Origin of the sequence: Nocardioides halotolerans DSM 19273, from assembly GCF_000422805.1 — a bacterium.
Classification (GTDB): domain Bacteria; phylum Actinomycetota; class Actinomycetes; order Propionibacteriales; family Nocardioidaceae; genus Nocardioides; species Nocardioides halotolerans.
This window is the reverse complement of sequence record NZ_KE383922.1, coordinates 361,349-382,073: the sequence shown is the minus strand read 5'-3', so window position 1 is coordinate 382,073 and position 20,725 is coordinate 361,349. Positions and strand designations below refer to the sequence as shown.

The 20,725-nt window shown below is 74.0% G+C and carries 17 protein-coding genes; 5 read left to right on the top strand and 12 right to left on the bottom strand.

Annotated elements, in window-relative coordinates; translation table 11 throughout:
* The 3 genes from mgrA (at window position 1) to G514_RS26525 (ending at window position 3,340) form a co-directional block, all read left to right on the top strand.
* Window positions 1-1,056 (top strand): L-glyceraldehyde 3-phosphate reductase, encoded by a 1,056-nt coding sequence (mgrA, locus tag G514_RS0112440; protein ID WP_028652007.1) that lies wholly within the window; start codon window positions 1-3, stop codon window positions 1,054-1,056.
* A 428-nt stretch (window positions 1,057-1,484) separates the two neighbouring features.
* Complete coding sequence (locus tag G514_RS0112435) at window positions 1,485-2,495, top strand: daunorubicin resistance protein DrrA family ABC transporter ATP-binding protein (RefSeq protein ID WP_028652006.1); 1,011 nt, start codon at window positions 1,485-1,487, stop codon at window positions 2,493-2,495.
* Window positions 2,492-3,340: an ABC transporter permease gene (locus G514_RS26525; RefSeq protein ID WP_084152077.1), complete on the top strand. Its 849-nt coding sequence runs from the start codon at window positions 2,492-2,494 to the stop codon at window positions 3,338-3,340. The genes G514_RS0112435 and G514_RS26525 overlap by 4 nt, the downstream gene beginning before the upstream one ends.
* Window positions 3,341-3,377: 37 nt before the next feature.
* On the opposite strand, the gene G514_RS0112425 is transcribed toward G514_RS26525, so the two are convergent.
* From G514_RS0112425 to G514_RS0112395, 7 genes are all read right to left on the bottom strand, one after another.
* Window positions 3,378-6,503 carry an ATP-binding protein gene (locus G514_RS0112425; protein WP_028652005.1) on the bottom strand — a complete coding sequence of 1,042 codons (3,126 nt, stop codon included), beginning with the start codon at window positions 6,501-6,503 and terminating at the stop codon, window positions 3,378-3,380.
* A complete protein-coding gene (locus tag G514_RS0112420) occupies window positions 6,500-7,366 on the bottom strand; it encodes an aldo/keto reductase (RefSeq protein ID WP_028652004.1) in 867 nt (288 codons plus the stop codon). Before G514_RS0112420 ends, G514_RS0112425 begins: the two co-directional genes overlap by 4 nt.
* Window positions 7,350-9,830: a phenylalanine--tRNA ligase subunit beta gene (gene pheT / locus G514_RS0112415; RefSeq protein WP_028652003.1), complete on the bottom strand. Its 2,481-nt coding sequence runs from the start codon at window positions 9,828-9,830 to the stop codon at window positions 7,350-7,352. Before pheT ends, G514_RS0112420 begins: the two co-directional genes overlap by 17 nt.
* A gap of 67 nt (window positions 9,831-9,897) precedes the next feature.
* Window positions 9,898-10,995, bottom strand: a complete 1,098-nt coding sequence (pheS, locus tag G514_RS0112410) for a phenylalanine--tRNA ligase subunit alpha (protein WP_028652002.1) — start codon at window positions 10,993-10,995, stop codon at window positions 9,898-9,900.
* A gap of 146 nt (window positions 10,996-11,141) precedes the next feature.
* Window positions 11,142-13,739 carry a DUF4153 domain-containing protein gene (locus G514_RS26520; RefSeq protein ID WP_051247405.1) on the bottom strand — a complete coding sequence of 866 codons (2,598 nt, stop codon included), beginning with the start codon at window positions 13,737-13,739 and terminating at the stop codon, window positions 11,142-11,144.
* A complete protein-coding gene (locus G514_RS0112400) occupies window positions 13,736-14,440 on the bottom strand; it encodes a response regulator transcription factor (RefSeq protein ID WP_036564822.1) in 705 nt (234 codons plus the stop codon). Before G514_RS0112400 ends, G514_RS26520 begins: the two co-directional genes overlap by 4 nt.
* Window positions 14,441-14,544: 104 nt before the next feature.
* Window positions 14,545-15,600: a sensor histidine kinase gene (locus G514_RS0112395; RefSeq protein WP_028652000.1), complete on the bottom strand. Its 1,056-nt coding sequence runs from the start codon at window positions 15,598-15,600 to the stop codon at window positions 14,545-14,547.
* A 96-nt stretch (window positions 15,601-15,696) separates the two neighbouring features.
* Here G514_RS0112395 and G514_RS0112390 point away from each other — a divergent pair, with 96 nt between their 5' ends.
* Complete coding sequence (locus tag G514_RS0112390; protein ID WP_028651999.1) at window positions 15,697-17,208, top strand: hypothetical protein; 1,512 nt, start codon at window positions 15,697-15,699, stop codon at window positions 17,206-17,208.
* An 11-nt stretch (window positions 17,209-17,219) separates the two neighbouring features.
* Here G514_RS0112390 and G514_RS0112385 read toward each other — a convergent pair whose 3' ends face one another.
* The 5 genes from G514_RS0112385 to G514_RS26515 all read right to left on the bottom strand — a co-directional run bounded on the left by G514_RS0112385 (window position 17,220) and on the right by G514_RS26515 (window position 20,215).
* Complete coding sequence (locus G514_RS0112385) at window positions 17,220-17,957, bottom strand: TrmH family RNA methyltransferase (protein WP_425411446.1); 738 nt, start codon at window positions 17,955-17,957, stop codon at window positions 17,220-17,222.
* Between the two features lie 35 nt (window positions 17,958-17,992).
* Window positions 17,993-18,385 (bottom strand): 50S ribosomal protein L20, encoded by a 393-nt coding sequence (gene rplT, locus G514_RS0112380; RefSeq protein ID WP_028651997.1) that lies wholly within the window; start codon window positions 18,383-18,385, stop codon window positions 17,993-17,995.
* Between the two features lie 52 nt (window positions 18,386-18,437).
* Window positions 18,438-18,650 carry a large ribosomal subunit protein bL35 gene (locus tag G514_RS0112375; RefSeq protein WP_028651996.1) on the bottom strand — a complete coding sequence of 71 codons (213 nt, stop codon included), beginning with the start codon at window positions 18,648-18,650 and terminating at the stop codon, window positions 18,438-18,440.
* Between the two features lie 150 nt (window positions 18,651-18,800).
* Window positions 18,801-19,466: a translation initiation factor IF-3 gene (infC, locus tag G514_RS0112370; RefSeq protein ID WP_342662585.1), complete on the bottom strand. Its 666-nt coding sequence runs from the start codon at window positions 19,464-19,466 to the stop codon at window positions 18,801-18,803.
* Window positions 19,467-19,765: 299 nt separating this feature from the next.
* Complete coding sequence (locus G514_RS26515) at window positions 19,766-20,215, bottom strand: SseB family protein (RefSeq protein ID WP_051247404.1); 450 nt, start codon at window positions 20,213-20,215, stop codon at window positions 19,766-19,768.
* Window positions 20,216-20,274: 59 nt separating this feature from the next.
* Here G514_RS26515 and G514_RS0112360 point away from each other — a divergent pair, with 59 nt between their 5' ends.
* Window positions 20,275-20,721 carry a hypothetical protein gene (locus tag G514_RS0112360; RefSeq protein WP_028651994.1) on the top strand — a complete coding sequence of 149 codons (447 nt, stop codon included), beginning with the start codon at window positions 20,275-20,277 and terminating at the stop codon, window positions 20,719-20,721.
* Window positions 20,722-20,725: the final 4 nt, after the last annotated feature.

Here is a 20,725-nt window from a genome sequence, read left to right as displayed (position 1 = left end):
ATGACCCCGCCGCCCTACCGCGCCGCCGACGACCGCTACGAGTCCCACGCCTACCGCCGCTGCGGCCGCTCCGGGCTGAAGCTGCCGGCCGTCTCGCTCGGCCTGTGGCACAACTTCGGTGACGACAAGCCGCTCGAGGCCCAGCGCGCGATCCTGCGCCGGGCCTTCGACCGGGGCGTGACGCACTTCGACCTGGCGAACAACTACGGTCCGCCGTACGGCGCCGCGGAGACCAACTTCGGGGCGATCTTCGCCCAGGACTTCAAGCCGTACCGCGACGAGCTCGTGATCTCGACCAAGGCGGGCTACGACATGTGGCCCGGCCCCTACGGCGAGTGGGGCTCGCGCAAGTACCTCCTCGGGTCGCTCGACCAGTCGCTGGCCAGGATGGGCCTCGACCACGTCGACATCTTCTACAGCCACCGGTTCGACCCGGAGACGCCGCTCGAGGAGACGATGGGCGCGCTGGCCACGGCGGTGCAGTCGGGCCGGGCGACGTACGCCGGCATCTCGTCGTACAACGCCGAGCGGACTCGCGAGGCGGCCGCGCTGCTGCGCGAGATGGGCGTGCCGCTGCTGATCCACCAGCCGTCGTACTCCATGCTCAACCGCTGGGTCGAGGAGGTGCCCGAGGACGGCGGAGCGTCGCTGCTCGACGTGCTCGGCGAGGAGGGCGTGGGGTGCATCGCGTTCTCGCCGCTGGCCCAGGGGATGCTCACCGACCGCTACCTCGACGGCATCCCGGAGGGGTCGCGGGCCGCCCAGGGCAAGTCGCTCGACCCGTCGCTCCTCACCGACGAGGCGCTCGCGCACGTGCGGAGGCTCAACGAGATCGCGCAGGGGCGCGGCCAGTCGCTGGCCCAGCTCGCCCTCGCGTGGGTGCTGCGCGACGAGCGGGTGACGTCGGTGCTGATCGGCGCCAGCAGCGTCGAGCAGCTCGACGACAACCTCGCCGTGCTCGACAACCTGACGATCGCCCCCGACGAGCTCGAGGCGATCGAGCAGGACGCCGTCGACTCGGGGATCAACCTCTGGTCGGCGTCCAGCGAGGGGTGAGGCCCGGTCGGGCTCGGCGCGGGGCGGGGCGGCGGTCAGCCAGCAACCTGGACGAGTCCGGATCGGCGTGTGCGGGTTGCCTGCTGACCGCTGCACCGGCCCGCGCCCGAGGCGGCGGTCAGCCAGCAACCTGGCCGAGTCCGGATCGGCGTGTCCGGGTTGCCTGCTGACCGCTGCACCGGCCCGCGCCCGAGGCGGCGGTCAGCCAGCAACCTGCCCCAGCCCGGATCGGCGCGTCCGGGTTGCCTCCTGACCGCTGCACCGGCTCGCCCAAGGCAGCGGTCAGCCAGCAACCCCGAACAAGCCCAGATCCGCACATCCCGGGTTGCCTGCTGACCGCTGCACCGCAAGTGCCCGTGAAACCGCGCGCCCGGCCGTGAAACCGGTGTGAAGTCGCGCTGAAACCCGCGAGCATCACCGTTGTGGTCATGAACCAGAACTCCTCCCCCACCACCGAGCTCGCGGTCTCCGCGCACGGCCTGGTGAAGACCTTCGGCGACCTGCGGGCCGTCGACGGTGTCGATCTCGAGGTACGCCGCGGCGAGGTCTTCGGCGTCCTCGGTCCCAACGGCGCCGGCAAGACCACGATGCTCCAGATGCTGGCGACGCTGCTGCCGATGGACGGCGGCCGCGCCGAGATCTTCGGCGTCGACGTGAAGCAGCACCCGCACGTGGTGCGCCAGCTGGTCGGCGTCACCGGCCAGTACGCGTCGGTCGACGAGAACCTCACCGCCCGCGAGAACCTCTACCTCTTCGGCCGGCTGCTCGGCGTCGACAAGGCGGCCGCACGCTCGACCGCCGAGGACCTGCTCGGCCGGTTCGGCCTCCAGGACGCCGGCGACAAGCAGATCTCGCAGTTCTCCGGCGGCATGCGCCGCCGGCTCGACCTGGCCGCGAGCCTGATCGCGCAGCCGCCGCTGATCTTCCTCGACGAGCCGACCACCGGTCTCGACCCCCGCACCCGCGGGCAGATGTGGGAGACCATCCGCGACCTCGTCGCGCAGGGCTGCACGGTGCTGCTGACCACGCAGTACCTCGACGAGGCCGACCAGCTCGCCGACCGGATCGCGGTCATCGACCGCGGGCACAAGGTCGCCGAGGGCACGTCCGACCAGCTCAAGAGCCAGGTCGGCACGTCGACGCTCCAGCTGCGGCTGCTCGACCCGGCGCAGACCGGCCAGGCCGTCGACGTCGTACGCCGCGTGGTCGGCGACGAGCCCGTGCTCACCCCGGAGGCGGGCGGCATCAACGTGCCGCTGCCCGACGCGAACCGCGCCGCCGACGTCCTGATCGGGCTGCGCGAGCAGGAGCTGCTGATCACCTCCGCCACCGTCCAGAAGCCCACGCTCGACGAGGTCTTCATGGCGCTCACCGGTCACGGCGCCGGCGAGGACGACGACACCGACCACCACGACTCAGACCTGGAGGCCGTCCGATGACGCTGCTGTCCACCTCCGGCGCGGTCGACGAGACCGTCACCGCCACCACCCACGTCGGCGCCCAGGACCTGCCCGCCCGGCCCTCCGCGCGCGACACCCTCAACCAGAGCCTCGCGATGGCCTGGCGCGCCACCAAGAAGATGCGCCGCAACCCGGAGCAGTTCTTCGACGTGACCATCCAGCCGCTGCTGTTCACCGCGATGTTCGCCTACATCTTCGGCGGGGCGATCTCGGGCAGCGTGGCCGACTACCTGCCGATCATCATCCCGGGCATCCTCGCCCAGACCGCGCTGACCGCCTGCATGGCGACCGGCATCCAGCTGCGCGAGGACATGGACAAGGGCGTCTTCGACCGGTTCAAGTCGCTGCCCATCGCCCGGATCGCGCCGCTGGCCGGGCCGGCGATCGCGGACCTGCTCCGCTACGGCACCGCGGCGACCCTGACGATCCTCACCGGCATCGCGATGGGCTACCGCCCCGGCGGCGGCGTCCTCGGCGTGCTCGGCGGTTGGCTCCTGACCGTCGTGGCCGGCTGGTCGCTCGCGTGGATCTTCACCTGGCTCGGCACGGTCGCCCGCAGCGCGCAGGCGGTGCAGGGCATCTCGATGATGATCATGTTCCCGCTGACGTTCCTGTCCAACGCCTTCGTCCCGGCCGACACCCTGCCGGGCTGGCTCAAGGCGTTCGTCAACGTCAACCCGGTCAGCCACGTCGTCACCGCCGTGCGCGACCTTCTCAACGACGGGCAGGTCACCGCGCAGGTCGGCTGGGCGCTCCTCGGCTGCGTGGTCACCGTCGCGGTCTTCCTGCCGCTCTCGGTGCGCTCCTACAGCCGCAAGATGTGAGCCGTCGACCCGGCGCGAAGTTCGCGCCGGGTCGACCTCATCGCGGGGCGGCGATCCGCTTGGCCACGGTCCGGGCCTCCGGCAGGAGGTCCGGGCCCTTGCGGTCGGCGTACTCCGCGCGCAGGCGTGCCGCGAAGCCCGGCGCGCTGCGCTCGGCCGCCTCGTGGGTGCGGTCGGGGTCCATGGTCGTGGTGAACCGCGGGTAGGAGAACAGGTCGGCCAGCACCAGCAGCCGGATGGCGTCCTCGGGATCCATGGCCTCCTTGACCAGCCCCCACGTGCCGAGCCCGTGGAGCACCAGACCGGCCACCGGGTAGTCCAGCCGCGGCCGGCCCAGGTCGAGGACGCGCGGCGCCTTCTCCCGCAGGGCGTCGAACAGGTCGACCCCCGCTTCGCCCGCGCCGTACAGCGCGTACGCCGTGGTGCCGGCGGCGGTGCCGAACAGCGCCCAGGGCTCGAGGCCGGTGAGCTCCATGCCCGGCAGCGTGATCGCGGCGAGCTCCTCGGCAGCCCGCCGGTAGAGCCGCAGCCCCTCGGCGACGTCGCCCTGGGCGAGCGCCAGCTCCGCACGCACGGTGCCGGTGATGAACGCGCCTCCGAACCCGGCCCGGTCGGTGCCGATCCGCTCGATCTCCGCGATGAGCGCGGTGGCCTCGTCGAAGCGGCCCTCGGCGATGGCGCTCCCGGCGAGCAGCGAGCGCGCCTGGATGCCGTCGTCGTTGGCCTCGAGCTGGTCGAGGATCGGGATCGCGACCCGGGCGTGCTCGGCGGCCTCGGCGCGCTTGCCGAGCTGGGCGTTGAGCCCGCCGGCGACGCTGTGCATCATCGCCTTGAGCCACGGCCCGTCGTCGTCGTGCACCAGCCCCAGGCCGGCCTGGATCTCCTCGAGGGCCTGCTCCGGGTCGCCGTCGTTCTCGAGGTGGTGGGCGGTCATCAGCCGCGCCGACGCGGCGGACTGGCGGTCGTAGCCGCGCGCCGGGTCGATCTCGCGCAGCCGCCGGAGCGACCCGGGGAGGTCGTGGGGGTCCTGGGCGGCCAGCACCGCCACCATCCCCCGGGCGCGGCTGTCGGAGGTGCCCTCGCCGTACTTCTCCAGGAGCGCGACGCAGTTGGGCGACTCGACGATCTGGCCCATCATCGTGTTCATCGCGGTCACCGCGGCCGCGCTCACGGCCCGGTCGACCTCGTCGGGAGCGGGCTCCCACCCCTCCAGGGCCGCGTCGATCGCGGCGGTCACGGCGATCACGCGGGTGTTCTCGCCGCGGATCGTCCAGAAGCCCGCCAGCGCGGCCGTGAGGTCGACCGTGGTGGCCGGGTCGGGGACCGCGGTGGCGGCGCGGAGCGCGTCGGCCAGGTTGCTCTCCTCGGCGGCGATCGCGCGCACCGCCGCCACCTGGTGCTGGGAGAACAGCGCGTCGGCGTGCGCGTTGGCGAGGCCGCGCGCCCACGCGAGCTGCGCCGCGTGGGCCACGGCGTCCTCGCCCGCGCCGACCAGCTGCATGCGGCCGAACTCGCGGACCGTCTCGAGCATGCGGTAACGCACCGACCCGCGCGCATCGATGACCGAGAGCAGCGACTGGTCGACGAGCGACTCGACGAGGTCGAGGGCGTCGCACCCGAGCAGCGTGCCGGCGCTGTCGAGGGTGAACCCGTCGTGGAAGACCGAGAGCCACCGCAGCGCGCGTCGCTCGGCCTCGGTGAGGAGGTTCCACGACCAGTCGATCACCGCGATCAGCGTCTGGTGCCGGTCGGGCGCGCTCCGGTCGCCGCCGCGCAGCAGCGCGAACCGGTCGTCGAGCCGGCGGTCGATGTCGTCGACCGACATCACCCGGACCTTGGCGGCCGCGAGCTCGATCGCGAGGGGCAGCCCGTCGAGGCGGCGTACGACGCGGCGTACGGCGTCGTCGTCGAGGGGTACGCCGGGACGCGCCGCCTCGGCCCGCTGCCCGAACAGGTCGGCTGCGGCGTCCTCGGAGAGCTGGCCGAGGGCGAAGACGCGTTCGGCGGCGATGGCGAGCGGCGCCCGGGTCGTGGTGACCACCCGGAGCTGCCGGCACGAGGCGACGAGGAAGGCCACGAGCTCGGCCACGGCCTCGACCACGTGCTCGCAGTTGTCGAGGATCAGCAGGGTCGGCGCCTGGTCGAGGAGCTGCCCGATGCGGGCGCGGACGTCGTGGCGCTGCTCGGCGGTGAGCACCCGGCGGCCGGTGACGGAGTCGCGCACGCCCAGCGCCGAGCCCACCTCGCCGACGACGTCCTCGGCAGAGGCGACACCGACGAGCTCCACGAAGTGCACGACCGGCTGCTCGGCCTCGCGGCCGAGGAGGTGCGCCAGCCGGGTCTTGCCGAGCCCGCCGGGACCGAGGATCGAGGTGACCCGGGCGTCCCTGACCGCGGCCCGGAGCGCGCGGATGTCGTCGTCGCGCCCGACCAGCGACGTCGACTCGAAGAGCAGGCCCTCGCGCACCGGCCGGTCCGCGGCGAGCAGCTCACCATGCACCGCCTGGAGCAGCGGCCCCGGATCGACGCCGAGCCGGTCCGCGAGCTGCGCGCGGTGCCGCTCGTAGCGTTCGAGGGCCGCGGCCGCGCCCTGCACGGCCGCCGTCGACCGCAGCAGCGCGGCGACGGAGGAGTCGTCCTCGGCCGGCGCCAGCAGCGGCAGCGCCTCCTGGTGGTCGCCGAGCGCCGACAGCGCCCGGCCCAGCACCAGGGCTGCGACCTCGCGCTGGTGCCGGGCCGCCGAGCGGAGCTCGCCCAGCGGCCCTTCCCCAGCGCTGCCCGGCGCCGGCAGCGCGAGCGCTGCCCGCGCGAGGTCGCGGGCGCGCACCAGGTCGTGGCGGCCCTCGGCCTCACGCGCGCCCACCACGGCGTCGCGGAGCACGAGCGCGTCGACGGCGTCAGGAGGGAGACCGAGCCGGTAGCCGTGGTCGGTCCTCGCCACCACCTCAGGCGCGGTCTGCGAGCGGACCCGAGAGACGACGACCTGGAGCGCCTTGGCGGGGTTGGCCGGCACCTCGTCGGGGCCCCAGACCTCGTCGACCAGGCGCTCCTCCGAGACCTGGCCTCCGGCCGCGACGAGGGCGGCGAGGAGCGCGTGGTTGCGGCCGCCCGGCAGCGGGGTGCCCCGCCAGGACACCTCGTCGAGCAGCCGCAGGGAGGTCATGCCGACAGTCTGGCCATCTGCTCGGCGCTGAGCCGGAGGCCCGCCGCGGCGACGTTCTCCTCGAGGTGCGCGACGCTGCCGGTGCCGGGGATCACCAGCACGTGCTCGCCCAGCGCGAGCGTCCACGCGAGCCGCACCTGGGCGGGGGTCGCGTCGAGCTCGGCGGCCACCTCGAGCACGGCCTCGGGCTCCTCTCCCGGCGCGCCCTGGCGGGCCCGTCCGGCGACGGTGAAGAACGGCACGAACGCGATGCCGAGCTCGCCGCACCGGCGCAGCACCGCGAGGTCGTCGGCCGAGTCGATCGAGAACCGGTTCTGGACGCAGACCACTTCCGTCACCGCGCGGGCCGCCTCCAGCTGGTCGAGGGTCACCGCCGAGACGCCGACGTGCCCGACGAGCCCCTCGGCGACGAGCTCGGCCAGCGCGGCGACGTACGGCGCGACGTCGGGGTCGTCACCCGTGCGGAAGTTCACGACGTCGAGCCGGTCGCGCCCGAGCTGGCGGAGGTTCTCCTCCACGTGGCCGCGCAGCCCGTCCGGCCCCGGCCGCTCGGCCCAGTCGCCGTGCACGTCGCGCACCGGACCCACCTTGGTGACGATCGTGAGGTCGCCGGGGTAGGGCGAGAGCGCGGCGTTGATCAGCTCGTTGGCCGACCGGGTGCGGCTGAAGTAGAACGCCGCGGTGTCGACGTGGTCGACGCCGAGCTCGACGGCACGCCGCAGCACCGCGATCGAGGTGTCGCGGTCGCGCGGGACCCCCGCGTGGAACGGCCGGGTGCCCGTGAGGCGCATCGCGCCGAACCCGAGCCGGGTGACCGTCCGGTCACCCAGCCGCCACGTGCCGGCGTCAGCGCTGGACGGCACCGCACCGCTCGGCGGCCAGCGCGACCGCCGCGTCGCGGGCGGCGCCGGTCTCCTGCTCGGTCAGGGTCCGGTCGGCGGCGCGGAACCGCAGCGCGAACGCCAGCGACCGGTGGCCGGCCTCCACCTGGTCGCCGGTGTAGACGTCGAAGAGCCGGATCGACTCCAGGTGCTCCCCCGCGCCCTCGCGGAGCGCCGCCTCGACCTCGGCGGTGGTCACCTCGTCGGGCACCACCAGGGCGACGTCCTCCTTGGCGACGGGGAATGTAGAGAACTCCGGGCCGGGGATGACGTCGACCGCGTGGGCCATCAGCCGGTCGAGGTCGATCTCGACGGCCGCGGAGCGGGCAGGCAGTCCGAACGCCGCGCAGACCTGCGGGTGCAGCTCGCCGGCGTGGCCCAGCTCCTCGCCGCCGACGCGCACGACGGCACAGCGACCGGGGTGCCACGGCATCAGGCTCGACGACCCGACCTCCACCTCGACGCCGAGCTCCTCCCCGAGGCGCCGGACGAGGCCGATGGCGTCGGCCCAGCCGGCGGTGCGTCCCTCGCCCCACCAGCCGGCGCGCTCGCGCTCACCGGCGAGGACGACGGCGAGGTGCAGCGGCTGGACGGGCAGCGCCTCGAACAGCTTGGCGAGCTCGGCCTCGGTCGGGCGCCAGTCGACGCCGTAGATCGGTGCCGGACCCCGGCCGGAGGGGAACGCGACCGTGCCGGTCTCGAACAGGCCCACTCCGGGGGTGCCGCGGCCCAGGTTGCGCGACGCCGCCTTGAGCAGGCCGGGGAGGAGCGTGGTGGTGTAGGACGGCTCCTCCGACGAGATCGGGTTGGAGAGCCGGACGGTCGAGCGGCGCGGGTCGTCGGCCGGCAGCCCGAGGAGGTCGAACGTCGCCTCGCCGACGAACGGGAAGCTGATCACCTCGACGCACCCCGCGCCGGCGAGGGTGCGCCCGATCCGGCGGCGGAGCCGCTGCTCGCGGGTCAGCCCGCGCCCCGCGGCCTCCCGCGGGAGCACCGACGGCACCCGGTCGTAGCCGACGACCCGCACGACCTCCTCGACGAGGTCGTAGGGGTCCGTCAGGTCGGGCCGCCAGGGCGGCGGGACGACGGCGAGCGTGCCGGAGCCGTCGTCGACCGCACAGCCCACCGCAGCGAGGTCGGCGACGACGGTCGCGGTGTCGATGTCGATGCCGGAGATGCGACCCGGGAGCGTGGCGTCGAGCGCGATCGCCGGCAGCGCCGGCGGGGTGCCGACCACGGTGACGCCGGGCTCGGCGGTGCCGCCGCCGTGCGCGACGAGCAGCTCGACGACCCGGTCGGCCGCGGCCTCGCAGATCGTCGGGTCGACGCCGCGCTCGTTGCGCTTGCCGGCCTCGGAGGTGAGCCGGTGCCGCTTGCCGGTGCGGAACATCGACACGGCGTCCCAGTGGGCCGCCTCGACGAGCACGCGGGTGGTGCCCTCGGAGACCTCGGTGGTCTCGCCGCCCATGACCCCGCCGAGGCCGATGATCCCGGAGTCGTCGGTGACCACGAGGTCCTCGGTCGACAGCGCGCGGTCGGCGCCGTCGAGGGTCGTGAGCCGCTCGCCCTCGCGTGCGCGCCGGACCCGGATCGCGCCCTGGAGCTTGTCGGCGTCGTAGCCGTGGATCGGGCGCCCGAGCTCGAGCATCACGTAGTTGGTGACGTCGACCGCGAGCGAGATCGGTCGCATGCCGCACAGCGTGAGGCGCTGCGCCATCCAGTCGGGCGTCGCCGCCGCGGGGTCGATGCCGCTGACGACGCGAGCCACGAAGACCGGGCACCCGTCGGGGTCGTCGACCTCGACGGGGTGGCCGGCGCCGTCGGCGGCGGGGACGTCGCGCTGCGCCGGGTCGGCGTACGCCGCGGCGTACGCCAGCGCCGCCTCGCGGGCGACCCCGCGCAGGCTGAGCGCGTAGGCGCGGTCGGGGTTGATCTCGAACTCGATGACCTCCTGGTCGAGGCCGAGCACCGGACGCGCGTCCTGGCCGGGCTCCCCCGCGCCGGCGGGCAGCACGATGATCCCGTCGTGGTCCTCGCCGATGCCGAGCTCGCGGGAGGAGCAGATCATCCCCGCGCTCACGTGGCCGTAGGTCTTGCGCGCCGAGATCTCGAAGTCACCAGGGAGCACGCCGCCGGGCAGGATCACCACGACCAGGTCGCCTGGCTCGAAGTTGTGGGCGCCGCAGACGATCCCCTGCGGCTCGCCCGTGCCGTTGGCCTCCCCGACGTCGACGGTGCACCAGTTGATGGTCTTGCCGTTCTTCTGCGGCTCGGCGTCCATGGTCAGCACCCGGCCGACCACGAGCGGGCCGCGGATCTGCTCGCCGGGCTTCTCGATCGCCTCGAGCTTGAGCCCGAGCGCGGTCAGGCGGGCGGCGAGCTGCTCCGTGGTGATGTCCGCGGGGAGGTCGACGTACTCACGGATCCAGGAGACGGGCGCCTTCATCCGGGGTCCCCGCGGAAGCGCGCGGCCTCCGCGCGAAGCGCCGCATCCGTGCGGTCTCGTGGGGTGGTCACAGCTCTGCCCCGAAGGCGGCGGTGAACCGGACGTCGCCCTCGAAGAGAGCGCGCAGGTCCTCGATGCCGTGGCGGAACATCAGCGTGCGGTCGATGCCCATGCCGAACGCGAAGCCGGAGTAGGTGTCGGGGTCGATGCCGCAGGCGCGCAGCACCCGCGGGTTGACCACCCCGCAGCCGCCCCACTCGATCCAGCCCTCGCCGCGGCAGGTGCGGCAGTCGTCCGGGTCGACCCCGCGGCAGACGAAGCAGACGAGGTCGACCTCGGCGCTGGGCTCGGTGAACGGGAAGTACGACGGGCGGAAGCGCGTGTTGATTCCCTCGCCGAACATCGACGCCGCAAAGTGGTCGAGGGTGCCCTTGAGGTGGGCCATCGAGATGCCCTTGTCGACCGCCAGGCCCTCGACCTGGTGGAAGACCGGGCTGTGGGTGGCGTCGTACTCGTCGGTGCGGAAGACCCGGCCCGGGCAGACGACGTAGATCGGCGGCTGCTGGGCCAGCATGGTGCGGGCCTGGACCGGCGAGGTGTGGGTGCGCAGCACGAGGTGGTCCTCGGCAGGGTCGGTCCAGAACGTGTCCTGCATGGTGCGGGCGGGGTGGTCGGGCCCGAGGTTGAGGGCGTCGAAGTTGAGCCACTCGGCCTCGAGCACGGGACCTTCGGCGACCTCCCAGCCCATCGCCACGAAGATGTCGGCGATCAGCTCGGACCCCGTGGTGACGGGGTGCCGGGCGCCGGTGGGCAGGCGGTCGGTGGGCAGCGTGACGTCGACGGTCTCCTCGGCGAGCATCCGCTGCTCGTGCTCGGCCTGGAGCTCGGCCTGGCGCGCGGCGAGGGCCTGCTGGACGGCGCCGCGGGCCTGGCCGACCCGCTGGCCGGCCTCCTTGCGGGCCGCCGGCGGGAGCGCGCCGATCTCGCGGTTGGCCAGCGCCAGCGGCGAGCGGTCGCCGGTGTGCTCGATCCGGACCTTCTTGAGCGCGTCGAGGTCGGCGGCGCCCGCGATCGCGGCCAGCGCGGCGTCGCGCGCGGCCTCGACCTCCTCGGGCTTCAACGCGGCCACCTCCACGGGGTCGAAGTCGGTGTTGGGTCCGGACACGGGATGAGTCTAGGAACCGCACCGACACGCCCGCGAACGGGTAAGCGCCTGTGGACGGACCCGGCGGTCGGGGTAGTCCCTGACGTAAGGGCCCCAGGGCGACGCAACCGGGGGCCGTTTCGTCAGGGACTATCCCGCCGTCGGTGTCAGGGCGCCGTCGGGCAGTCGTCCGCCGAGGGGTCGTCACGGGTGGGGAGGGCGGTCCTGAGGGCGGCGTCCATGGTCTCCGGGCCGTCGTCGACGGCGGCGGAGGCGCGGGCGCGGCCGAGGTTCCAGGCGAGCCAGTCGTCGTGCTGGTCCCAGTGGCGCGGCAGGCCGCAGGCGACCTCGAGGTCGGACCGGTCCTCGAAGACCGGGACGGCGTCGGCGGACAGGGCGCGCAGGTAGTGCCAGTCGACGCGGCCGGTGTCGGCGTACCGGTCGAGGTTGCGCTCGGCGATCCAGGCGTCCGGGTTGATCACCGCGAGCCCCAGCAGGCCGGCCACCCCGGTGACGAGCGCGAACCGTGGCACCCACACGCCCCACCGCACGACACCGGCCACCGCGACGGCGACGACGAGCACGCCGAGCCAGCCCTCGAAGGTGTCGACGAAGAGCCGGAGCCGGGTGAAGCCGTAGGCCTGCTGGTAGAGGTGCATCCGGTAGAGCGCGGACCCCACGACCACCAGCGTGAGCGCGCAGAGCCCGCCGAGCGACCCGCGCAGCCACGCCCGGTCGGCGGCCGCGTCGCCCGCCCAGTGCGACGCCGCCCAGACGACCAGGAAGGTGAGGAGCGTCGCCACCGTGAGCTGGCCGAAGCCCTGGTGGACGTAGTCGGCGTAGGTCAGCCCCGTGGTGCGCCGGACGTAGTCGTGCCCGCCGAACAGCACCGACAGCTGCGCCGCGACGAACACCGCGAACACCACGTCCACGAGCAGCACGGGCACGAGCCACTCGAACCGGTGCGCCACCGAGCGCGCCCGCCCGGTCGACAGGACCTGGACGTTCGGCGGGTTCAGCGCGAGGTACGCCGCGGCGAGGGTCGCACCGGCGACGGCGACGGCGATGAACACCCGCTGCACGATCGCGTCGATGGTCAGGTCGGGCAGGACGACGTCGACCCAGCTGGCCACCACAGCGTCGGCGGAGACGAACAGCAGCCCGAACACGAGCACGGCCAGACCCGACAGCAGCGCGGTGACGACCACCCTCGGGGCGCTCCCGTGCCCGGTCAGCCGGCTGAGCGTGCGGCCGAGCCAGGGCAGGTCGCGCAGCCCCGCGAGCGGCCACGAGGCGCCGGCGAGCAGGAACTCGTGGAACCGGCGGACCCGGCACACCCCGGCCACCACCGAGCTCGCGCCGGCCAGGAGGCACAGCACGCCGATCCAGGTGGCGTCGAGCAGCACGATCGGCAGCGTGCAGAGGCCCGCCAGGACGAGGCAGGTGAGGGTGAACGGGTCGCGGCGGTGCGCGGCGGCGTACGCCGCGGTGAGACCGGCCGTCAGGGCCACGAGGAAGAGCGCCAGGCCGGCGCTGCGGTTCGGCAGCACGAGCCCGGCCAGGAGGCCGACCGCCGCGGCGGAGAGCACCGCACCCGGGTGCGCGCGGGCCGTGTCGGGCCAGAACCGGCCGAAGACCGGGTCGAGCACCGGCGCGGGCACCACCTCCGCGCCCGGGCGCTCGGCGTGGCTCGGCTGCGGGGGCGGGGGCGGTCCGGGCGGGGTGGGAGTGGCGGCTCGGGGCACGGGGACCTCCGGGGTCGGGACGGGTGCGAGGGGCAGGTCGACGCGGAGCAGGGCACCGGACGAGCCGGGCGGCGGGTCGACGAAGCGGACGGTGCCGCCGTGCAGCGTGGCGACCCAGCGGGCGATGGTCAGGCCGAGGCCCGTGCCGCCGGTGTCGCCGTCGGGCGAGGTCAGGGTGCCGAACCGCTCGAAGGCGCGCTCGCGGTCGGCGGGAGGGACCCCGGAACCCGCGTCGGCGACGTCGAGCCGCCACCGGTCGCCCAGGAGAGCCGCGTGCAACCGCACGGTCCCGCTCTCGGGGCCGTGGCGGACGGCGTTGTCGAGCACGTTGGTGAGGAGCTGGCGCAGCCGGGCGCGGTCGGCGCTGACCTCCAGCGACGCCGGCACGTCGACGGCGAACCGCACGGCCCGCCCCGTCGGCACGAGGTCGGCGACCACCTCGTCGACGAGCGCCGCCACGCCGACCGGGCCGAGCCGCAGCGGCGCCACGCCGGCGTCGACGCGGGACAGCTCGAGGAGGTCACCGACGAGGGCGCCGATCCGCTGCGCCTGGTCGACGGCCCGCCCGAGGTGCGTGGCGTCGGCCGGGCGCACGCCGTCCGCGAGGTTCTCGAGCGTGGCCGTGAGGGCCGCGAGCGGCGTGCGCAGCTCGTGGGAGACGGTCGCGACGAGCGCGCGCTGCTCGCGGTCGACGGTCGCGAGCTCGGCGGCCATCTGGTTGAACGCCCGCGCCAGCTCGCCGACCTCGTCGGACGACTCGGCCCGCACCCGGCCCCGGTAGTCGCCGCGCGCCATCCGCCGGGTGGCCTCGGTCATCTCGCGCAGCGGCGAGGTCATGCCGACCGCCAGCAGCTGGGTGACGGCGAGCGCGAGGGCGACGGTGACGGGTACGGCGAGCAGCACCGGGACCCCGGCGTCGCCCGCCAGCACCCCGACCAGCGCCGCGACCAGCACGCTGGCCGTGACCAGCAGCCCGAGCTTGACCTTGATCGAGCCGACCTGCTGGAGCGGGGAGCTCATCGGCCCGCCTCCGGGTCCTCCAGCGCGTAGCCGACCCCGTGCACGGTGCGGACCCGGTCGGGCCCGACCTTCGCGCGCAGCGCGCGCACGTGGCTGTCGACCGTGCGGGTGCCGGTCGCGTCCGGCCAGTCCCACACCTCGGCCAGCAGGTGCTCGCGGGTCAGCACCTCGCCGGGCGTGGCGGCCAGCCGGGTCAGGAGGTCGAACTCCGTGGGGGTGAGCCGCACCTCCTCCCCCGAGACGGTGACCCGCCGGGTGCCGGTGTCGACGACCAGGTCACCGACGGCCAGCCGGGCCGAGGGCCTGGCCGCGAGCTCGGCGGCGCGGTCGACCCGGCGCAGGAGCGCGTTGACCCGCGCGACCAGCTCGCGCATCCGGAACGGCTTGGTGAGGTAGTCGTCCGCGCCCACGGCGAGCCCGACCAGCACGTCGGCCTCGTCGTCCCGCGCGGTCAGCATCAGGACCGGCACCGGCCGGGCGGCCTGGATCCGTCGGCAGACCTCGAGCCCGTCGAACCCGGGCAGCATCACGTCGAGCACGACCACGTCGGGGTCGCCGTCGGCGCACGCGGTGACGCCCGACGGGCCGTCGTAGGCCTGGTCGACGCTGAAGCCCTCGGCCCGCAGCCGGTCGGACACGGCGTCGTTGATGACGGGCTCGTCCTCGACGACGAGCACGCGCCGGGCCGGGGGCTGCTGCATGACCGCCACGGTAGGTGCGGGAGCGCGCAGGACGGGGGTGGGACTCGTGAAGGTTCTGTGCAGGAGTTCCGGCCTCTCCCGGGAGATCCCCGGGACGGGTGGGGTCAGACGTCGGGCAGCGCGGCCGGCCAGGCGACCTCGATGCGCGCGCCGCCGTGGGGGGCGTCGTCGATGGTCACGGTGCCGCCGTGCACCTTGGTGAGGCCGTTGACGAGGTAGAGGCCGAGGCCGGAGCCGCCGCGCTTGCCGCCCTTCCAGAACTTCGTGAACACCCGGCGGCGCATCTCGACGGGGATGCCCTCGCCCTCGTCGTCGACCGTGATGCGTACGCCGGGCTGGTCGCCCAGCTCGCCCGGCCCGAGGGGCACCAGGGAGACCCGGACCGTGCCCTCGCCGTGGCGCACGGCGTTCTCGACCAGGTTGGTCACGACCTGGGTGAACTTGTCGGGGTCGGCGTGGATCTCGGGCAGCTCGTCGGACACCTCGAGGCTGATCGGCCGCGCGGTGCCGGCCGAGACCGAGTCGACGATGCGGCGGGTGAGCAGCCCGGCGTCGCTGGGTCGCGGGTGCAGCTGGAGCCGGCCCGTGTCGATGCGGGCCACGTCGAGCAGCTCCGCGATCAGGCGGGTGAGCCGGTCGGAGTCGGCGGCGACCGTGGTGAGCATGAGCTTCTTCTGCTCGTCGTTGAGCCGCTCCCAGCGGTTGAGCAGGGCCTGGACGAACCCCTTGACGCCGGTCAGCGGGGAGCGCAGCTCGTGGGCGACGGTCGCCACGAGGTCGGAGCGCTCGCGGTCGAGGCGTTCGCGGCCGCGGCCCGACCGCAGGGTGATGGCCACCTCGTCCACGGGCCGGTCGAGCGCGGGGCGGCGGATCCGCGCGACGACCAGCACCTCCTCGCCGTTGCGCGCCAGCCACGACTGCTCCGGGACGGCGGTGCGCGTGGCGAGGCCCTCGTAGGGCCGGTTGTGGGCCACCCAGGCGTTGTCGTCCTGGTCGCGCAGGGCCAGCACCTCGTGCAGCGGCCGGCCCACGCTGTCCTCGGGCGCTCCGAGCAGCCGCCTCGCGACCGCGGAGATCATCGTGACCCGCCCGTCCGCGCCGGCGATCACGACTCCGTCGGGCAGCGCGTCCACGACGGCCTGTGCTGGACGGGTCGGCATGCGCACAGACTAGGAGCTGCGCCCCACGCGGTCTCGAGGCCGTAACGATCGCGCGCCGCGGGTGACCATCGGACGCGATGGGGGCATCACAGGGGCATGCGACGTCTCGCGGTGCTCGTCCCTGTCCTCGCGCTGCTGCTCCCTGGCCTGCTCCTGCTCGACGGGTCACCGGCCGGGGCCGCCGGGCCGGCGTCGTACCGCTTCCTGCCGGCGCAGGTCCTCGGCCCGGTCGCGATCGGGATGCCCGACGAGCACACGGTCTCGATCCAGCACCTCGACGTCGCCACCGGCGAGTGGGACGCGCCGTCCACCCTGGTGCACACCCGCGGTCGGGTGACCTGCGGCGCGATCGACGCTCGGCACTCCCCCGGCGGCTTCGCCGTGCTCGTCGAGTGCGACAAGCCCTACTACGTCGACCAGGCGCCGGTGCACAGCCTCGCGCTCGTCTCGCGCGACGGCCGCACCTGGAGCCGGACCCGCCTGCCCGGGGAGGCCTACCAGGCGCCCGCGATCTCCCCGTCGGGCACCTACGCCGCGTGGCTCGTCGGCCGCGCCGGGCAGTACGTCGAGTGGTCGGCCACCGGGGGGTTCGGCGGGCTCGCGCGGACGACGTACACCTACGACAGCGGCGGCGAGACACCGGTCGTCGACGACACCGGCACCGTCACGATCATCGGGCCCGAGCCGGCCGGCCGCCGTGGCCCGTGCGTGATCGGCGTCCATACCCGCGACCTGGCTGGGGCGACCACGCACACGCAGGTCGCCGGCACCGACCCCGGGTGCACCGAGGGCTCGTTCGAGAACGTCGACGCTCTCACGGTCCTCGGTGGCGGCTACGAGCGCGCCGAGCAGTTCACCTTGTCACGCGCGACGGTCGGGGCGCCGTGGTCGGTCACGCGGCCCGCGCCGGTCGACGTACCTGGGCTGGTGCGCTACGGGTACGGACGCACCCGGATCACGACCCACTTCCTCTACACGAACGTGCCGGGCGCGCCGATCGTGGCGATCGGCAGCCCCGACCGGCACCGGGTGATGGCCCAGGTCTTCGACCTCGGCGCCTACACCTGGGGCCTGCCCACCCAGGTCCACGCCTCGGCCAAGCGCTGCACCGACAGCTACGCGGACCTGATCACCCCGCCGGCGCTGTACGTGCAGGACCTCCGGTGCGGGCGCTCGCACGTCGTGCTGGTCAGCCCCGACGCGACGGCGTGGACGGTCCGGTCCGTCGGGCGTCGGCCGTGGACCGTCGCCGCCGGCGGGGTCGCGCTGCCCGGCCGCCACGGCACCACCGTGGTGCGGACCGACGGCGTGCAGGAGTTCCCGGGCACCACCGGCGGACGCTGCGACGTGGTGCAGGCCGGCCGGCCGGGCGAGCTGGTCCGGCTGCACGGCGGGAGGAACCGCTGGCCGGCCAAGGTCCAGGTCTCGACGGGCGGCCCGTTCCGCACCGTGTCGCGCGCGCGCCGGTTCGCGGAGCCCTGCCGGCAGGTCGTCGTCTTCGAGGGCCGGCTCAGCTTCGACGGCCCCCACCACGTCCGCGACGCGCAGCTCGTGCTGAGCCGGGGCACCTGGAGGCTGCGCTACCTGCACGGCGGGACCGTCGAGTGATCCCGGTGGGCTCACGCGCCGCGGCGGCGCGCCGACTCGTAGAGGCAGAGGGCGGCCGCGGTGGAGAGGTTGAGGCTCTCCGCGCGACCGTGGATGGGGATGGCGACGCGGTGGTCGGCGAGGTCGGCGAGGTCGGCGGGCAGGCCCCACGCCTCGTTGCCGAACAGCCAGGCGGTCGGGCCCGCCGGGGCGTCGTAGAGCCGCGTCTCGCCGGCACCGTCTGCGGCCAGCACCGTGAGTCCGGCGTCCTTGGCCGCGCGTACGGCGGCCTCGGCGGACCGCTCCACGGAGACGGGCAGGTGGAACAGCGAGCCCGCGCTGGCTCGGACCGTCTTGGCGTTGTAGGCGTCGACCGAGCTGCCGGCGAGCACGACGGCATCGGCTCCGGCGGCGTCGGCGCAGCGGATCACGGTGCCGGCGTTGCCGGGGTCGCGGACGTCGGCGCAGATCGCGACCAGCCTGGCACCGGCCAGCGCCTCGGCGAGCGGCACGTCGACGTAGCGGCACAGCGCGACGACGCCGCCGGGTGACACCGACTCCGACAGCGAGCCGAGCGCCCGGTCGTCGACCCAGGTCAGCCTGACGCCGTCGGCGAGGTCGGGCAGGAGGTCGTCGGCGCCGGGCCGCGCGAAGACCTCCTCGACGCAGCCGGCCTCGAGCGCGGCCTCCACGGCGTTCGGGCCGTCGGCGAGGAAGAGCCGCCGCTCGGTGCGTACCGAGCGGCGGCTGAGCTTCCGGAGGTCCTTCAGGCGGGCGTTGCTCGCCGTGAGGGGTGCTGCGTGGTTCAGGCCGTGGCCTCGGCCCGGGGCGCGTTGACGTCCTCGGGGAGGGCGGCCTTCGCGACCTCGACCAGCGCGTTGAACGCGGCGATGTCGTTGACGGCGAGGTCGGCCATGATCTTGCGGTCGACCTCGACACCGGCGAGGTTGAGCCCCTGGATGAACCGGTTGTAGGTCATCCCCTGCGCACGGGCGGCCGCGTTGATCCGCTGGATCCAGAGGCGACGGAAGTTGCCCTTGTTCTTGCGGCGGTCGTTGTAGCTGTAGACCAGGGAGTGGGTGACCTGCTCCTTGGCCTTGCGGTAGAGGCGCGAGCGCTGGCCGCGGTAGCCGGCGGCGCGCTCGAGGGTGGTGCGGCGCTTCTTCTGGGCGTTCACTGCCCGCTTGACGCGTGCCATGGTTCTTAGCTCCTTGTGATGTCAGGTCAGTCGTGAAAGGCGGGGCAGAAACTCAGAGACCCAGCATCTTCTTGGCGCGCTTGACGTCGGCCGCCTCGAGCTCGACCATCCCGGCGTTGCGGCGGTGCTTCTTGCGGCTGCCGGTGGTGGGCGCGGACGCGAACGCAGCGCCGGACTTCCGGCCGGCCTGCAGGCGCATGATCTTGCCGCTGCCGGTCACCTTGAACCGCTTGCTGGCACCGGAGTGCGTCTTGTTCTTGGGCATCTCTTTCTCCTTCGTACGTCATGTGGTCAGGTCGGCCGCGCCGCCTGCGGTGTGTCTCGACCCGCTGCCGCGACTTCGTCCCTCAGTCGCGGCGCTTGCTCGACCCGTTCGCGCGGACGCCGAGCGCTCGTTCCTCGCGCTCGGCTGCGCTCACGCCTCGATCTCGGGATCCAGGTTCTCGGAGCGGCCGCGCTCCTTCTTCTGGGCCACGGGGCCGGCGGCACGGGCGGTCGCGCGCTCGGCGGCCTCCTCGGCAGCCTCGGCTGCACGCTCGGCCATGCGCTCCTCCTTGGCGTGCTGCTGCTCGACCTTGGCCTCGGCCTTCTTCTTGTGCGGGCCGAGCACCATGATCATGTTGCGGCCGTCCTGCTTCGGTGCGGACTCCACGAAGCCGAGCTCCGTGACGTCTTCTGCCAGCCGCTGCAGCAGCCGGAACCCCAGCTCGGGGCGGTGCTGCTCGCGACCGCGGAACATGATCGTGATCTTGACCTTGTCGCCGGCCTTGAGGAACCGCACGACGTGACCCTTCTTGGTCTCGTAGTCGTGCGCGTCGATCTTGGGACGAAGCTTCATCTCCTTGATGATCACGTTCGTCTGGTTCCGGCGTGCCTCACGGGCCTTCTGGGCGTTCTCGTACTTGAACTTCCCGTAGTCCATGAGCTTGCAGACCGGAGGCTTGCCCTGGGGTGCGATCTCGACGAGGTCGAGGTCCGCCTCCTGGGCGAGCTTGAGCGCCTGGTCCGTCGGCACGATGCCCACGGTCTCGCCGTTGGGCCCCACGAGGCGCACCTCGGGAACCCTGATCCGGTCGTTGATACGAAGCTCGGTGCTGATGTGTCCTCCTGCGATTCGGTGACTGGGCCGGGGGCTCCTCGCACTCGGGCTCGCGCCCGAAATCCAAGAAGGCCCCCGCGTCGCAAGCGGAGGCCAGTCGAGCTCGTCTTGCGGGATCCCGCCGTGCGGGCACCCGTGGACGAACCACCAGACCGGACCCGACGGCCTGTGCAGCTGGGCGGCCGATGCGGGTGGGAGCCAGGCGACCCGGGGGCCGCTGTCATCCGCTTGTGATCTGTGCTCCTGGGAGCACGGATCGGTCAACGCTCGATGGTAACCGACTATTCCGCCGGGGACGAAACCGGGACGAGGTAGCGCACCGGGCCGGCGAGGTCGATCAGCAGGGCCTCGGCGCCGTCCTGCAGGGCCGCGAGGGCCGCCATCCGGGCCGGCACCGGCACCGGCCGGGCCTCCGGGTCCCACCGGTGCAGCGCGTCGAGCCCGGTGAACGCCAGCAGCGCCTGCCGGCCGTCGGGGCCGCGCATCAGCACGGTGGCCATGTCGCTGGACTTGTCGTGCACGAGCCCGTCGGGACCGGTCTCGGCCTCCCCCAGCTCGGCGACCACCGGCACGAGCAGCCGGGCCTCGGCCAGCGCGGCCAGCACCTCGGGCTCGCGAGCGGGGTCGGCGGCGTACGCCGACAGCGCGGCGGCCAGCGCCGGGTCGGCCGCACCGGTGTCGCCGGGCGCGCCCGCGCCCGCCAGCAGCCGCTGCCCGCCCGTGCTCTCCACGGTCCCACGGTAGGCGTGCGGGCAACGCCCGGCTTCGGCGGAGTCTCTAGGCTGAGGGCGTGGACGACGCCGCCTGGGGAGCGCTGACCCTCTCGCTCACCCTGCTGGGCGGCATCTACACCTGGTTCGCGTTCCGGAGCCGCGGCTTCGTGGCGGGGCTGCGCGGGGTGGGGCTCACGCTCATCCCGGTCGCCCTGCTGCTGACGGACACGCTCGAGATGGCGACCGAGATCGGCGGCGCCGTCGGCGACTGGGTGACCGGCTTCGCCTTCAGCCCGGCCAGCTGGCTCGGGATCATCCTCGCCGTCGTGTCGGTGACCTGCTTCGCCGCGGCCGGCTTCCTCGCCGAGCGCGGGGTGGGGCGCGCGCGGGCCGCCGAGGGTGACGCACCGGCCCGCAAGGAGCTCGGCAGGGGCCGGGGCACGAAGAAGGAGCCCGTCGTGTCCGACGTCGACCCGGAGCTGGCCGAGATCGAGGCCCTGCTGCGCAAGCGCGGCATCACGTGACCGG

What these genes read in the sequence shown, in the direction of transcription:
- mgrA (WP_028652007.1), top strand. Translation starts at nt 1, where the DNA reads ATGACCCCGCCGCCCTACCGCGCCGCCGACGACCGCTACGAGTCCCAC.
- G514_RS0112400 (WP_036564822.1), bottom strand. Translation starts at nt 14,440, where the DNA reads ATGCAGCAGCCCCCGGCCCGGCGCGTGCTCGTCGTCGAGGACGAGCCC.
- G514_RS0112375 (WP_028651996.1), bottom strand. Translation starts at nt 18,650, where the DNA reads ATGCCCAAGAACAAGACGCACTCCGGTGCCAGCAAGCGGTTCAAGGTG.
- G514_RS26520 (WP_051247405.1), bottom strand. Translation starts at nt 13,739, where the DNA reads ATGAGCTCCCCGCTCCAGCAGGTCGGCTCGATCAAGGTCAAGCTCGGG.
- G514_RS0112425 (WP_028652005.1), bottom strand. Translation starts at nt 6,503, where the DNA reads ATGACCTCCCTGCGGCTGCTCGACGAGGTGTCCTGGCGGGGCACCCCG.
- G514_RS0112390 (WP_028651999.1), top strand. Translation starts at nt 15,697, where the DNA reads ATGCGACGTCTCGCGGTGCTCGTCCCTGTCCTCGCGCTGCTGCTCCCT.
- rplT (WP_028651997.1), bottom strand. Translation starts at nt 18,385, where the DNA reads ATGGCACGCGTCAAGCGGGCAGTGAACGCCCAGAAGAAGCGCCGCACC.
- G514_RS26525 (WP_084152077.1), top strand. Translation starts at nt 2,492, where the DNA reads ATGACGCTGCTGTCCACCTCCGGCGCGGTCGACGAGACCGTCACCGCC.
- G514_RS0112395 (WP_028652000.1), bottom strand. Translation starts at nt 15,600, where the DNA reads ATGCCGACCCGTCCAGCACAGGCCGTCGTGGACGCGCTGCCCGACGGA.
- G514_RS0112435 (WP_028652006.1), top strand. Translation starts at nt 1,485, where the DNA reads ATGAACCAGAACTCCTCCCCCACCACCGAGCTCGCGGTCTCCGCGCAC.
- pheT (WP_028652003.1), bottom strand. Translation starts at nt 9,830, where the DNA reads ATGAAGGCGCCCGTCTCCTGGATCCGTGAGTACGTCGACCTCCCCGCG.